Consider the following 13,769-nt stretch of genomic DNA (forward strand, 5'->3'; position numbering starts at 1 on the left):
CACACACATGGCCTGGAGAATCCGCCGCGTCGTGACCGGGCACGACGCCCAGGGTCGCTCGACCTTCATCATGGATGGCCTCGCGCCCAACATCAAGGAAATGGCGTCCATGCCGGGCGTGGCCTTGACCGACCTGTGGGAGACCACCACCGCTCCGGCCGACAACACCGGCACCGCAGACGCCGCCGCGCGCCCGGTCAAGCTCGAGCCGCCGCAGGTGGGCAGCATCCTGCGCATCGTGGAATTCCCGCCCGACACCATGTGGCAGGGCGCCGACGCGGCCAAGGCCTTCGAGTCCATCGGTGCGGGGCACGCGCCCGATGCCCATTCGGACGACCCGATGCGCCACAAGACCAGCACCATCGACTACATCGTGGTGCTCAAGGGCGAGATCTACGCCATCCTGGACACGGGCGAAACGCTGCTCAAGGCCGGGGACATCCTGGTCCAGCGCGGGACCATGCATTCGTGGAGCGTGCGCGGCACCGAGCCCTGCATCGTGGCGGCCATCCTGATCGGCGCCACGCCGCACGCCTGAGCAGCGCCCGCCTCCCGCCCGCTCAGGGCGAGGGCGGCATGCCCAGGATGCGCGCGATCAGCTCGCCGGTGGAGTTCACGTCCAGCTTGCGCATCAGCCGCATGCGGTGCGCCTCCACCGTGCGGTGGCTGACGTTGAGGTCCTTGGCAATCTGCTTGCTGGTCAGGCCGGTGATGACCCGGGCCGCGATCTCGCGTTCGCGCGCGGTGAGCGGCGCGTTCACCGGGCGGGCTTCGCTGATGTCGTCGAACACCCAGATCACCGACGCGAAGGGCGATTCCGGCGTGAAGGACCGCCCCGACACCGCGCACCAGAACATGCGCCCGTTGGCGTGCCGCATGATGCGCTGATCCCGGTGGTTGCCGTTCTGCCGCATGCTGACCACCCAGGTCTCGCCGATGTGCTCGAACTCCTCGTGCGAGGGATACAGCATCTCGGTGGATTGCCCGACCAGGGCGCTCACCGGGTAACCGAACATCTCCGACATGGCCCGGTTGCAGCGCTCGATGATGCGCTGGCGGGTCACCATCAGACCGACCGGCGCGAGCTCGAAAATCATTTCGGGCTCGGCGATGGATTCAGACAGGGTCTTGGGCGTCATCGGGCGTCGGGGTGATGGGCCATTATGGCGCAGGGGTTCGGCGCGCCGCCGCCTCGGGGCCGGGCCGAAACAGGCACAATTCCGTCCATGACCGACCGCCCCATCCGCTCACAGTACGAAGATTTCATGCGCCACGTGTTCACCACGGGCGTGCAGAAAACCGATCGCACCGGCACCGGCACCACCAGCGTGTTCGGCCACCAGATGCGCTTCGATCTCAACGAAGGTTTTCCCCTCGTGACCACCAAGAAGGTGTTCACCAAGGCCATCATCGTCGAGCTGCTGTGGTTCCTGCGCGGCGACAGCAACGTGAAGTGGCTGCAGGAGCGCGGCTGCACGATCTGGGACGAGTGGGCGCGCGAAGACGGCGACCTCGGACCGGTGTACGGCGTGCAGTGGCGCAACTGGCCGGCGCCGGACGGGCGCCACATCGACCAGATCAGCGAGGTGGTCAAACAGCTCAAGACCAACCCCGACTCGCGCCGCATCATCGTGAGCGCCTGGAACGTGGCCGACCTCGACAAGATGGCCCTGATGCCCTGCCACGCGTTCTTCCAGTTCTACGTGGCCGACGGCAAGCTGAGCTGCCAGCTCTACCAGCGCAGCGCCGACATTTTCCTGGGCGTGCCGTTCAACATCGCCAGCTACGCGCTGCTCACCCACATGCTGGCGCAGCAGTGCGACCTGGAAGTGGGCGAATTCATCTGGACCGGCGGCGACTGCCACATCTACAGCAACCACCACGAGCAGGTGCAGACGCAGCTCGCGCGCGCCCCGCACCCCTACCCCACGCTGCGCATCAAGCGCCGCCCCGCATCGATCTTCGACTACGAGCTCGACGACTTCGAGATCCTCGACTACCAGCACCATCCCGCCATCAAGGCGCCGGTGGCGGTCTGAGCCCGCGCCCGCCACGGACCACGTGATCACCCGCCGCCAGCTCTGGGCGCTGCTCGCCCTCACGCTCATGTGGGGCGTGAACTGGCCCATGATGAAGCTCTCGCTGCAGGAGCTCACGCCGCTGTATTTCCGCGCCAGCACCATGATGCTGGGCGCGCTCGGCCTGTTCATCTACGTCGCCCGCCGGGGCGAGCGCATGCGCCCCACGCGCGCCGAATGGGCCGCCATCGCCTGGCTCGGCCTGCCCAACGTGCTGGGCTGGCACACGCTCTCGATCTTCGGCGTGCAGGAACTCGCCTCCGGCCGCGCGGCCATCCTGGGCTTCACCATGCCGATCTTCACGGTGTTGATCGGCGCGGCCTTCTTCGGCGAGCGCATCACGCCGCGCGTGCGCACGGCCGTGGTGTGCGCGGGCATCGCCATCGCGCTGCTGCTGTGGCACGAGCTGCAAAGCCTGAGCGGCCGGCCCACCGGCATCGCGTGGATGCTGGGCGCCGCCTTCTGCTGGGGCGTGGGCACGCTGCAGTTCCGCCGCGCCCACCTCACGCTCTCGCCCATGGTGGTCACGGTCTGGATGCTGCTGCTGGGCAGCGGTGTGGTGGGGGCACTGGCCCTCGCGCTGGAACCGGTGCCCCGGCTGGCGGGCTTTTCGGTGCCGATGTGGATCAGCCTGCTGTATGGCGTGTGCATCAACTACGGTGTGGCGCAGTTGATCTGGTTCGGCATGGCGCGCAACCTGCCGCCGGCCACCAGCGCCATGAGCGTGATGGCGATCCCGCTGGTGGGCACGCTGAGCGCGACCTTCATCGTGGGCGAGGTGCCGCACTGGCAGGACTGGGTCGCCATCGGCTTCGTGATGATGGCCATCGCCAGTGTGCTCTGGCCAGCCCGGCCTGCTCTGCCGGCGGCACAATAGGCGCATGCCCCAGCCCACCACCCGATTGCACCTCATCTTCGCGCGCGCCGCCAATGGCGTGATCGGCAAGGACAACGCCCTGCCCTGGCACCTGCCGGAGGACATGGCGCACTTCAAGCGCACCACGCTCGGCCACCCCGTGATCATGGGCCGCAAGACCTGGGATTCGCTGCCACCCAAATTCCGCCCGCTGCCGGGCCGACTCAACATCGTCGTCACGCGCGACGCCGCCTGGCAGGCCGAAGGCGCTGCCCGGGCGAACTCGCTGCCCGAAGCCGTGTCGCTGTGCCCCGCAGGCTCGGACGCCTGGGTGATCGGCGGCGCGCAGATCTACGCCGCCGCCCTGCCGCTGGCCGACACCGCCGTGGTCACCGAGATCGCACGCGATTTCGAGGGCGATGCGCACGCACCCGTGTTCGGCCCCGAATGGCAGGAGACCGCGCGCGAAACCCACACGGCCGCCAACGGCCTGCCCTTCGCGTTCGTCAGCTACACCCGGGCCACGACGCGGTAGACGCAGCGCGATGCCCCCGCGAGCACGTGCTGCTCGCGCGTGACGCGGCCGTCGCCGCCGATGATGTCCTGGAACAGCAGCAGCTCCGAGCGGCAGAAGCCCTGGCAACTCCGCGCCGCGGCGCAGATCGGGCAGTGGTCCTCGATCAGCAGCCAGTCCTTGCCATCGCGCTCGACGCGCGCCATGTAGCCCTCTTCGCTGCGCACCACCGCGAGCTGCTCCAGGCGCTTCGCCATGGTCTTGCCGTTGCAGCGCTGCCGGTACAGCGTGCGGGCATCGGCTTCGCGTTGCGAGATCAGCCGCTCCAGGCCCTGCTCGCCAAACAGCTGCCGCACCGAGCCGATCAACTGCACCGTCAGCTGCGCATGGGTGTCGGGAAAACGACGATGCCCGGCCTCGGTCAGCGCCCAGTTCTGCCGGGGCCGACCGACGCCGACCGCAGCTTCCTGCACGCCCTCGAGCACGCCCGCCGCGACCAGTTTCTGCACCTGCTGGCGCGCCGCTTCGGGCGTCAGGCCCAGCGCCTGCGCCAGCCGGGCGGTAGAGGTCGGCCCCCTGGACTTGATGAGGAACAGAAGGCGATCCGCCGTCGGCGATGCACCCGGCATATCCAGGTCTTTACTTGCATAAACCATGGCGCAATCCTAATATGCAAACAATCACTTGGATAATAACCGCGCCACCGCGCACTGTCGAGAATCACGCATGTCTTCCCTGACCGCCCCTTTACCCGCAACGGCTTCCTGGGGCGATCTGCTCAAGGGCAAGAACGGCTGGCTCGCACTGGCCCTGACCGGTGGCGTGGCCCTGCACGCCATCAACGTGCACATCGTTACCACTGTGCTGCCTTCCGTGGTGCAGGACATCGGCGGACTGGACTGGTACGCCTGGAACACCACCTTGTTCGTGGTGGCCTCCATCATCGGCGCCGCACTCTCGGTGCGCGTGCTGTCCTCGCTCGGGCCCCGCGGCGCCTGCCTCGCGGCGCTGGGCCTGTTCGCCCTCGGCTCGGCCGTGTGCGCCAGCGCCGGCTCCATGGGCGGGATGCTGATCGGCCGCAGCGTGCAGGGCCTGGGCGGCGGCACCCTGGCGGCCCTGAGCTACGCCCTCATCCGCGTGGTGTTCGAGCCGGCCCTGTGGTTGCGCGCGGTGGCCCTGGTCTCCGGCATGTGGGGCATCGCCACGCTGTGCGGCCCGGCGGCGGGCGGGCTGTTCGCCGAGGCCGGCCACTGGCGCTGGGCTTTCTGGATCCTGCTGCCGATCTCGCTGCTGCAGGCGCTGGTGGTGATGGTGCAGCTGCGCCCCGCGCCCGGCGCCGCACCGAGCCGTGGGCAAAAACCAGAGGTGCCGTTGGTGCAGGTGGGGCTTCTCGCCGGCTCGGTGCTGCTGATCGCGGCGGGAAGCCTGTCGCCGCAGTTGCTGTGGCAAGGCCTGGGTGTGGCCGGTGGCCTGGCCCTGGGCGCCGCCGCCGTCGCGGTGGACCGCCGGGCGGCGGTGCGCCTGCTGCCTTCGGGGGCGACGGCACTGGGCTCGCCGCTGGGCTCGGTGTACGCCATCGTGGCGCTGCTGCTGGTGGGCATGACGACCGAGATCTACGTGCCCTACTTCCTGCAGGTGCTGCACGGCTACACGCCGCTGGCGGCGGGTTACCTCACCGCGGCCATGGCGGCCGGCTGGAGCGCGGGCTCCTTGCTGTCGTCGGGGCGCGGCGGTGCCGCTGCCGCCCGGCTGCTGCGCGTCGGTCCGCTGTTGACCACCCTCAGCCTGCTGGTCCTGGCGGTGGTGATACCGGTCGGCGCGGACCTGAGCCCCGGCGCGCGCCTGCTGCTTTGCGGCCTGCCCCTGGCCGGTGCGGGGGCCGGCGTGGGCATCGGCTGGCCCCATCTGCTGAACCGCGTGCTGAACCTCGCGCCCCCCGGGGAAGGCGGCATGGCGTCGGCCGCCATCACCACCATCCAGCTCTACGGCATGGCCGTGGGCGCGGCGGTGGCCGGTCTGGTGGCGAACGCCGCGGGCCTCAGCGACCCGGGCGGCCCGGCCGGTGCGCGCGCCGCCGCGGTCTGGCTGTTCGCGAGCTTCGCCCTGGCGCCGGCCCTGGCGACGCTGCTGGCCCGCCGCATCACGCGCGCACCGGGCAGCCACCCATGAGGAGACGCCATGCGCGAACGGCTCGAGAAAATGCTGGCCGAGGGCCGTGACAACGCCCTGTTGCGCTTCGGCCTGGGCCAGGCCTGCCTCAAGGACGAGGACGCCGAAGCCGCGGCGCTGCATCTGACGCAGGCGACGGCGCAGAACCCGCGCCACTCGGCCGCCTGGAAACTGCTCGGTGTGGCGCTCCGCCGGCTCGACCGCCTGGACGCGGCCGAAGCGGCCTGGACCCAGGGCCTGGTGGTGGCCGAACAGCAAGGCGACCACCAGTCGGTCAAGGAAATGACGGTCTTCCTCAAGCGCCTGCGGCGGCCCACACCGGGGTGACGGGCTCGCCCGGTCGGGCCGCGGTTCATCGCATACTTGGCACTTCCGGCCGCATGGCTGGCATGCACCAACACGCTGATCAACCACCACGATGGGTCCACCATGAAACTCGCCACCTGGAACATCAACTCCCTCTCCGTGCGCCTGCCTCAGGTGCTCGACTGGCTGGCCGCCAATCCCGTCGACGCGCTGGGCCTGCAGGAACTCAAACTCGTGGACGAGAAGTTCCCGCACGACGCGCTCAAGGAAGCCGGCTACCACGCCGCTGTCTTCGGCCAGAAGACCTACAACGGCGTGGCCATCCTGAGCCGCAACCCCGTCACCAACATCGTGCGCAACATCCCCCGGCACACCGACGACCAGTCGCGTGTGATCGCCGCGACGCTGGACACGCCCGAAGGCCCGCTGCGCCTGGTCAACTGCTATTTCGTCAACGGCCAGGCACCGGGCACCGACAAGTTCGCCTACAAGATGCTCTGGCTGGAGGCGCTGCACCGCTGGCTGCAGGAAGAACTGAAGGTGCACCAGCGCCTCGTGCTGCTGGGTGATTTCAACGTGGCGCCGGAAGACCGCGACTCGTTCGACCCCGTCGGCCTGAAAGACACCATCCACCACACGGTCGAAGAGCGCGCGCATTTCCAGGCCTTGCTCGACCTGGGATTGACGGACGCCTACCGCCTGTTCGAGCAACCGGAGAAAAGCTACTCGTGGTGGGACTACCGCATGCTGGGCTTCCAGAAGAACCGGGGGCTGCGCATCGACCACATTCTGGTGAGCGAGGCGCTGCGCGGCCGCGTGGCGGCCTGCCACATCGACCGCCTGCCGCGCAAGAACCCGCAGCCCAGCGACCACGCACCGGTGGTGGTCACGCTGGGCTGAGCCCGTTCACTCGAGGTTCAGTTCCTGGATCTTGCGGGTGATGGTGTTGCGGCCGATGCCGAGCTTGTGCGCGGCCTCGATGCGGCGCCCACGCGTGTTGGCCAGCGCGGTCTGGATCAGGCGCGTTTCGAAGCGGCGCGTGAGCACGTCCCACACATCGGTGCGGCCGTCTTCGAGCAAGGCCTGGGCCTCGGCCTGCAGGCCACTCTCCCAGGCCAGAGGCGCCGCCCGGGCGGTCTCCGCCTCGGGTGAGGCGACGGCCGATTCGGCGTGGGCAATGGCCGCCGAACTGCCTGCGTAGACGGGCTCGGGCACGGCAGGCGCCATGAGGCCGGTCGGCAGGGAAGACACCACCTGGGCTTCCGAGGCGGCCGGGTGGGCCACGGCGGGAGCGGTGCCGCTCATGGACAGCACCTCGGGCGGCAGGTCCTTGAGTTCGATCACCTGGGCCGGGGCCATCACCGTGAGCCAGTGGCAGACGTTTTCCAGCTGGCGCACATTGCCGGGGAAGTCGAAGGCCCCGAGCAGCCTCAAGGCCGCCTCGGAAATGCGCTTGGGCTCCACGCCCAGCTGTTTGGCGCTTTGCTGCAGGAAGAAGCGCGTGAGCATGGGCACGTCTTCGCGCCGCTCGCGCAGCGCGGGCAGGCGCAGGCGGATCACGTTGAGGCGGTGGAACAAGTCTTCGCGGAACACGCCTTCCTTGACGCGCTGCTCCAGGTTCTGGTGGGTGGCGGCGATCACGCGCACGTTGGCGCGCACGGCGCTGTGGCCGCCCACGCGGTAGAAGTGGCCGTCGGACAGCACGCGCAGCAGGCGCGTCTGCAGGTCGAACGGCATGTCGCCGATTTCGTCGAGGAACAGCGTACCGCCATCGGCCTGCTCGAAGCGGCCCCGGCGCATGGTCTGCGCGCCGGTGAAGGCCCCACGCTCGTGGCCGAACAGTTCCGACTCCAGCAGGTCCTTGGGGATGGCTGCGGTGTTGATGGCCACGAAGGGCCCGGCCGCGCGCGGCGAATGCTTGTGCAGCGCGCGCGCCACCAGCTCCTTGCCCGAACCCGACTCGCCGGTGATCAGCACCGTGACCTGGCTCTGGCTCAGGCGCCCGATGGCGCGGAACACGTCCTGCATCGCGGGCGCCTGGCCGAGCATTTCGGGCGCGGCGCTCATGCGCTCCTCGGCCACTTCCTCGCGCAGGCTTTCGTCCACCGCGCGGCGGATCAGCTCGACCGCCTTGGGCAGATCGAAGGGCTTGGGCAGGTATTCGAAGGCACCGCCCTGGAAGGCCGAGACCGCACTGTCCAGGTCGGAGAACGCGGTCATGATGATGACCGGCAGGCCGGGCAGCTTTTCCTTGACCTTCTCCAGCAGCTCCAGCCCCGAACCGCCGGGCATGCGGATGTCGCTCACCAGGATCTGGGGGCCCTCGTGTTCGGGCGTGTCGATCAGGGCCTTGAGCACGTCCTGCGGGTTGGTGAAACTGCGCGTGGGCAGGTTCTCGCGCAGCAGCGCCTTTTCGAGCACGAAGCGAATCGATTGGTCGTCGTCCACTATCCAGATCGGCTTCATTGAGTTGTCTTCCCTTCTTGTGGCGCGGCGTTCGACGGTCGGTGACGGCTAGGGCAACGGAATCAGAATCTTGAAATCCGTCTCGTTCGGCACGCTCTCACACTCGATCAATCCATGGTGCTGCTGGACAAAGGTCTGCGCCAGCGTGAGCCCCAGGCCGGAGCCGCCATCCCGCCCCGACACGAGCGGGAAAAAGATGCGGTCCTTGATCGAGTCTGGAACGCCAGGCCCGTTGTCGATCACATGCAATTCCAGTGCCAGCCGATAGCGCTGTTTACCAAACGTCACCTGTCGGCCCACGCGCGTGCGGAACACGATGCGCGCATCGCCCGCCGCGATGCGTTCGCTCAGCGCCTGCGCGGCGTTGTGCGCGATGTTGAGCACGGCCTGGATGAGCTGCTCGCGATCACCGCGGAACTCGGGAATGGAGGTGTCGTAGTCGCGCACGACCTTCAAGCCCTTGGGAAACTCGGCCAGGATGAGCGAGCGCACGCGCTCGCACACCTCGTGGATGTTCACGTCGCCCACCACGTGAGGCCGGCGGTGCGGCGCGAGCAGGCGGTCCACCAGCGACTGCAGCCGATCCGCCTCGTGGATGATGACCTGGGTGTACTCGATCAGCTCGCGGGACTCCAGCTCCATCTGCAGCAACTGGGCCGCACCGCGAATGCCGCCGAGCGGGTTCTTGATCTCGTGCGCGAGGTTGCGGATGAGTTCCTTGTTCGCCTGCGCCTGATCGATCAGCCGCTCTTCGCGCTCCTGGCGCGCCTGCTGCTCCAGCGGCAGCAGCTCGACGATCACCTCACCCGGGTTGTCGGTCTGCGCCACCACCACGTGCACCGGCAGGGCTTCGTGGTTGAGGCGCTTGAGCCAGGCGTCGTAGCGCAGCGCGGCGAACTGGTTGCCGCTCGCGCCCTGCAAGGCGTTTTCCAGCAGCGGGGGTTCGGTGAAGCAGTCCTGCAGCAGCGCGCCCGTGATGCTGCGGCGGGACATCCCCAGCGCATCCTCCAGCGCCGCGTTGGCGTAGAGCACGCCACCGTGCTGATCCACCACGGCCACCAGGGTGGCCAGCAGGTCGAGGGACTGGAAACGGGAAGACACCGAGGGGGACTTGCGTCCGGCAGCCGACCCGTCCGGGTCGGCCGGGGCCCGGCGCGGGAAAGTGGGAAGAAGGGAGGGGAAGTTGGGCTTTTTCAAGCCGGTCATTTTGCGGCAGAACCGACGGCGTTGGCGGACCCCGGCAGTCGATTCAATTCGCGCTGCAGGCCGGCGACGTCGCTCTCGGCGCGCGCCACGGCGGCCTTGAGTTCGGCCACGCGGTCGAGGTAGCGCTGGTAGTTGCGCGACTCGATGCCCTGCTTCTCGGGCTCGCCGTTGGCGTACTCCTTGCGCGCGAGCGCCAGGCGCTCTTGCGCCTTGCGCAGTTCGGCCTCGAGGATGGCGCGCGCATCGCTGTCGCGCGCGCGCTGCGCGGCCGAGTCGACGCGTTCGTTGGCGCTGCCGTTGCGTGGGGCGGCCGCTGCGGGCGTGGCGCGCGGCGGCGTGGGCCGGGTGCCTTCGATGATGGTGATGTTGCCGCCCTCCATGGGGCTGCAACCCTTGGACTTGGCCACCTGCGCGTCGTTCGTGTATTCGTTGCCGCAACGGTAGATGCGCGCCTGGGCATGGGCTTCCAGGACGCACAGCGCGAGCGTGGCCACAGCCAGCGACCGGATCGTGAGTGAAGGCATCGGATTCAAGGTGACATCAACTCCAGGAAGCGGTTTGGGGTATGGGCGGGCGCCCCGATATGCGTTTTTCAGTATGACCGAAAACTGTTTCAAAAGTGCCGTGCCAGCGCGTGAACGGTGGCGATTGACCGCCCGAGCAACAAAAAAGGGGCCACTTGCATGGCCCCTTTCGGGATGGCCCTGGCAGCCCGGCAGAGCCGGGCAAGCCATCACAGGCTGTAGTACATGTCGAACTCGACCGGGTGCGGCGCCATGCGGAAACGCGTGACTTCGCCCATCTTGAGTTCGATGTAGGCGTCGAGCATGGAGTCGGTGAACACACCGCCCTTGGTCAGGAAGCTGCGGTCCTTGTCGAGGTACTCCAGCGCCTGGTCGAGGCTGTGGCACACGGTGGGCACCAGCTTGTCCTCTTCGGGCGGCAGGTGGTACAGGTCCTTGGTGGCGGCTTCGCCCGGGTGGATCTTGTTTTCCACGCCGTCCAGACCCGCCATCATCAGGGCCGAGAAGGCCAGGTAGGGGTTGGCCGAAGGATCTGGGAAACGCGCTTCGATGCGGCGGCCCTTGGGGTTCGCCACGTACGGGATGCGGATCGAGGCAGAACGGTTGCGGGCCGAGTAGGCCAGCTTCACGGGGGCTTCGAAGCCAGGCACCAGGCGCTTGTAGGAGTTGGTGCCAGGGTTGGTGATGGCGTTGAGCGCACGGGCGTGCTTGATGATGCCGCCCACGTAGTACAGGGCGAAATCGCTCAGGCCGGCGTAGCCGTCACCGGCGAACAGGTTCTTGCCGTCCTTCCAGATCGACTGGTGCACGTGCATGCCGCTGCCGTTGTCGCCGGCGTAGGGCTTGGGCATGAAGGTCGCGGTCTTGCCGTAGGCGTTGGCGACGTTCCACACCACGTACTTGAGCACCTGCGTCCAGTCGGCGCGCTCGACCAGCGTGCTGAACTTGGTGCCGATTTCGTTCTGGCCAGCGCCCGCCACTTCGTGGTGGAACACTTCAACCGGGATGCCCAGCGATTCGAGGATCAGGGACATCTCGGCGCGCATGTCCTGCGTGCTGTCGACCGGGGGCACGGGGAAGTAGCCGCCTTTGACGGTGGGACGGTGGCCGCGGTTGCCGCCTTCGAGCTTGGCGCCGCTGTTCCAGGGAGCTTCGTACTCCTCGATCTCGCACATCACGCGGCCGGGTTCGTTGCTCCAGCGCACGCCGTCGAAGATGAAGAATTCAGGTTCCGGTCCGAAGAAGGCGGTGTCGCCCAGGCCGGAGGCCTTGAGGTAGGCCTCGGCGCGCTTGGCGATGGAACGCGGATCGCGGTCGTAGGCCTTGCCGTCGCCCGGCTCGATCACGTCGCATTGCAGGAACAGCGTGGTTTCTTCGAAGAAGGGGTCGATGTTGGCGGTATTGGGGTCGGGCATGAGCTGCATGTCCGAGGCTTCGATGCCCTTCCAGCCAGCCACCGAAGAACCGTCGAACGCGTGGCCCGAGCTGAACTTGTCTTCGTCGAAGTGAGACACGGGCACGGTGACGTGCTGTTCTTTGCCCCGGGTGTCGGTGAAGCGGAAGTCAACGAACTTCACTTCGTTGTCTTTCACCATTTGCATCACGTCTGCGACGGTCTTGGCCATCAAATACTCCTGTAGCTGGGTGAGTGGAAAAATTGAAAACGACGCTGCTGATAAGCAGAATGTGTGCCACAAAGTGGGTCATGCGCGGGCGCTGGCTCCCCCGGCTTCACGGGACAGCGGGAATTATGGCCCAGCCATGCGCCACAAAGGGTCGGCCGGCAGGCATCGAAGCCCTGGGAAGACCGTGCGTTGCACCTTGTCGGGCGTTATCGCCCCCGGTCGCACCCATTGGGTGCACCCGTCAATTGCACCGATTTGGTGCAATTCAATTTCGCACCATTTCAGGGCCCAGCTTCGCGTCGTGCCGATGCAGGCCCGCGAGCAGCTGGGCGTAGGCCGGCGCCACCGCCTCGGTGGCGCCCTTCACCCCCAGTTCGATGTGCCGGCCGTACTCAGGGTGGTCCACGCTGGGCAGGCTGAAGACCTTCACGGCATGGGCCTGCTCGATCTGCTCCATGAGCGGGGTCAGGGTGGCCTCCATGGCGCCGAACACGATCACCGAACGCTCCTGCCAGGCGCCCTGGCGATGCCATTGCGCGTACTCGGTATCGAGCACGCCTTCGATCATGGGCCAGGCCATGACGGGGAAGCCGGGCACGAAATGCACGCTGCCGCCCCCCGCCCCGTCGCAGCTGAAACCGGGGATCTTGTTGTACGGGTTGAGGATGAGGCGAGCGCCCACGGGAAACACGCCCATGTTGTAGCGGTGCACGTTGTCCGGCCGCTCGGGATCGAAGACCTCGCCACGCTCGGCGGCCGTGTCGCGCATGCGGGACTCGATCAGTTCCTTGGCCTGCGGGTGCAGGGCCAGGTCCACGCCCAGCGCGGCGGCGGCGCACTGGCGCGTGTGGTCGTCGGGCGTGGCGCCAATGCCGCCGCAGCAGAACACGGCGTCGCTGCCCGCGAACGCGTCGCTCAGCGTGGCGGTGATGCGGTCGCGATCGTCGCCGACCAGCTTGGCCCAGGACAGGGTCAGGCCGCGCTGCGCCAACAGCTCGATGATCTTGGGAAGGTGTTTGTCGCTGCGCTTGCCGGAAAGGATCTCGTCACCAACGATGATCAGGCCGAAGGTGGGTGTCATGAAAGGGTGGGTGGCTGGTTGAATGAGGACCCTGGTTCCTGGGCAGGCAAGGTCAATGGGGCCGGTGGGCTGGGTTCGGCGTCCCGCACCTCCACCGTGGCCTGCGCGCGCTGGCGCTGCAGCACGGTCAGGCAGAAATGGGCGAACCAGAGCGAGGCGAATGCGAACACCAGGGTGTAGATCCAGATCGCCACAGGCACCAGCAAGGGGGCCAGTGCAATGAACATCGCACCCGAAGCCCACAGCAGGCTGGGCGCGGCGCCCAGGTAGCCGCTGAGCACGCCCATGACGAGCAGGCTGCCGCGGTGCTCGCGCAGGATGGCCTTGCGCTCGTCGCCGCTGGCGTGCGTGACCAGCGCGTCGAACGCGAACACCCGGTAGGTGAGCCAGCCCCAGATCAGCGGCGGAAGAATGAGCACCAGGGGTGGCACCAGCCACAGCGGCATGGACACAATCAAGGCCAGCACCGCGAGCAGCGTGGAGCCGAGCGACCACAACACGCTCACCAGCAGAGACCCACCGTGCTTGCGCTCCAGGCTGGGAAAGCGGCGCTGGCCAACCAGCTCCACCATGGCGGGCGTCATGAACATCGCCACCAGCAACAGGCACAACAGCACGATGACGGGGGTGGCCAGCACCAGCACCAGCAGCGGCGCGAACACGGTGCGCAGCGAGCCCAGGCCCAGGCGCTCCAGCCAACCGAGGAACATCTGGATGAGGTCAAACGCCTCCAGCCACGCCGCCACCGAGGCCACGGCGTTTTCCCAGAAGAAGTAACCCAGGCCGAACGACAGCACCACCATCAGGATCAGCGGGAGAAACGACAGTGCGATCACCCGCGGATGCATGCAATAGGCGATGGCGCGCCAGAAGGAATCGAACAGCAAGGACATGCCGGCAAGAATACATCCAATCCATGTCAGGCCACCCCGCGGGCGGCCCTC

Annotated in this window: 15 protein-coding genes; 7 read left to right on the forward strand and 8 right to left on the reverse strand. The window is 67.7% G+C overall.

Going from position 1 to position 13,769, the window contains the following annotated elements; all coding sequences use genetic code 11:
- The first annotated feature begins 7 nt into the window (after positions 1-7).
- A complete protein-coding gene (locus AC1Q9M_RS03570; RefSeq protein WP_382159062.1) occupies positions 8-538 on the forward strand; it encodes a cupin domain-containing protein in 531 nt (176 codons plus the stop codon).
- Between the two features lie 22 nt (positions 539-560).
- Here AC1Q9M_RS03570 and AC1Q9M_RS03575 read toward each other — a convergent pair whose 3' ends face one another.
- Positions 561-1,139, reverse strand: a complete 579-nt coding sequence (locus AC1Q9M_RS03575; protein ID WP_382323937.1) for a LuxR C-terminal-related transcriptional regulator — start codon at positions 1,137-1,139, stop codon at positions 561-563.
- Positions 1,140-1,226: 87 nt separating this feature from the next.
- Here AC1Q9M_RS03575 and AC1Q9M_RS03580 point away from each other — a divergent pair, with 87 nt between their 5' ends.
- The 3 genes from AC1Q9M_RS03580 to AC1Q9M_RS03590 are packed head-to-tail and all read left to right on the forward strand — an operon-like array spanning position 1,227 to position 3,469.
- Entirely contained in the window at positions 1,227-2,039 is an 813-nt protein-coding gene (locus AC1Q9M_RS03580) for a thymidylate synthase (protein ID WP_382159065.1), read from the forward strand.
- 22 nt (positions 2,040-2,061) lie between these two features.
- Complete coding sequence (locus tag AC1Q9M_RS03585; protein WP_382326998.1) at positions 2,062-2,955, forward strand: DMT family transporter; 894 nt, start codon at positions 2,062-2,064, stop codon at positions 2,953-2,955.
- Between the two features lie 4 nt (positions 2,956-2,959).
- On the forward strand, positions 2,960-3,469 hold the full coding sequence (locus tag AC1Q9M_RS03590) for a dihydrofolate reductase (protein WP_444688748.1): 510 nt from the start codon (positions 2,960-2,962) through the stop codon (positions 3,467-3,469).
- On the opposite strand, the gene AC1Q9M_RS03595 is transcribed toward AC1Q9M_RS03590, so the two are convergent.
- Positions 3,445-4,104, reverse strand: a complete 660-nt coding sequence (locus AC1Q9M_RS03595; protein ID WP_492432445.1) for a helix-turn-helix transcriptional regulator — start codon at positions 4,102-4,104, stop codon at positions 3,445-3,447. The genes AC1Q9M_RS03590 and AC1Q9M_RS03595 overlap by 25 nt on opposite strands.
- Positions 4,105-4,174: 70 nt before the next feature.
- On the opposite strand from AC1Q9M_RS03595, the gene AC1Q9M_RS03600 reads away from it, so the two are divergent.
- The 3 genes from AC1Q9M_RS03600 (at position 4,175) to xth (ending at position 6,823) form a co-directional block, all read left to right on the forward strand.
- Complete coding sequence (locus AC1Q9M_RS03600) at positions 4,175-5,617, forward strand: MFS transporter (protein ID WP_492432447.1); 1,443 nt, start codon at positions 4,175-4,177, stop codon at positions 5,615-5,617.
- Positions 5,618-5,626: 9 nt separating this feature from the next.
- Positions 5,627-5,944 (forward strand): tetratricopeptide repeat protein, encoded by a 318-nt coding sequence (locus tag AC1Q9M_RS03605; RefSeq protein WP_382323932.1) that lies wholly within the window; start codon positions 5,627-5,629, stop codon positions 5,942-5,944.
- Between the two features lie 102 nt (positions 5,945-6,046).
- Positions 6,047-6,823: an exodeoxyribonuclease III gene (gene xth, locus AC1Q9M_RS03610; protein WP_382323931.1), complete on the forward strand. Its 777-nt coding sequence runs from the start codon at positions 6,047-6,049 to the stop codon at positions 6,821-6,823.
- Between the two features lie 6 nt (positions 6,824-6,829).
- On the opposite strand, the gene ntrC is transcribed toward xth, so the two are convergent.
- The 6 genes from ntrC to AC1Q9M_RS03640 form a co-directional block, all read right to left on the reverse strand.
- The gene (ntrC, locus tag AC1Q9M_RS03615) at positions 6,830-8,389 is read right to left on the reverse strand and encodes a nitrogen regulation protein NR(I) (RefSeq protein WP_492432449.1); all 1,560 of its coding nucleotides are present in this window, start codon (positions 8,387-8,389) and stop codon (positions 6,830-6,832) included.
- 48 nt (positions 8,390-8,437) lie between these two features.
- Positions 8,438-9,595 carry a nitrogen regulation protein NR(II) gene (gene glnL / locus AC1Q9M_RS03620; protein ID WP_444688744.1) on the reverse strand — a complete coding sequence of 386 codons (1,158 nt, stop codon included), beginning with the start codon at positions 9,593-9,595 and terminating at the stop codon, positions 8,438-8,440.
- Positions 9,592-10,119, reverse strand: a complete 528-nt coding sequence (locus tag AC1Q9M_RS03625; protein ID WP_382159084.1) for an efflux RND transporter periplasmic adaptor subunit — start codon at positions 10,117-10,119, stop codon at positions 9,592-9,594. The genes glnL and AC1Q9M_RS03625 overlap by 4 nt, the downstream gene beginning before the upstream one ends.
- Before the next feature lie 209 nt (positions 10,120-10,328).
- Complete coding sequence (gene glnA, locus AC1Q9M_RS03630) at positions 10,329-11,744, reverse strand: type I glutamate--ammonia ligase (protein ID WP_291114810.1); 1,416 nt, start codon at positions 11,742-11,744, stop codon at positions 10,329-10,331.
- A 265-nt stretch (positions 11,745-12,009) separates the two neighbouring features.
- Positions 12,010-12,825, reverse strand: coding sequence for a competence/damage-inducible protein A (locus tag AC1Q9M_RS03635; protein ID WP_382159086.1), 816 nt, complete (start codon positions 12,823-12,825; stop codon positions 12,010-12,012).
- The gene (locus AC1Q9M_RS03640; protein WP_492432452.1) at positions 12,822-13,718 is read right to left on the reverse strand and encodes an EI24 domain-containing protein; all 897 of its coding nucleotides are present in this window, start codon (positions 13,716-13,718) and stop codon (positions 12,822-12,824) included. Before AC1Q9M_RS03640 ends, AC1Q9M_RS03635 begins: the two co-directional genes overlap by 4 nt.
- Positions 13,719-13,769 lie beyond the last annotated feature (51 nt).

It is taken from the genome of Hydrogenophaga sp. GW823-FHT04C09 (assembly GCF_058796355.1).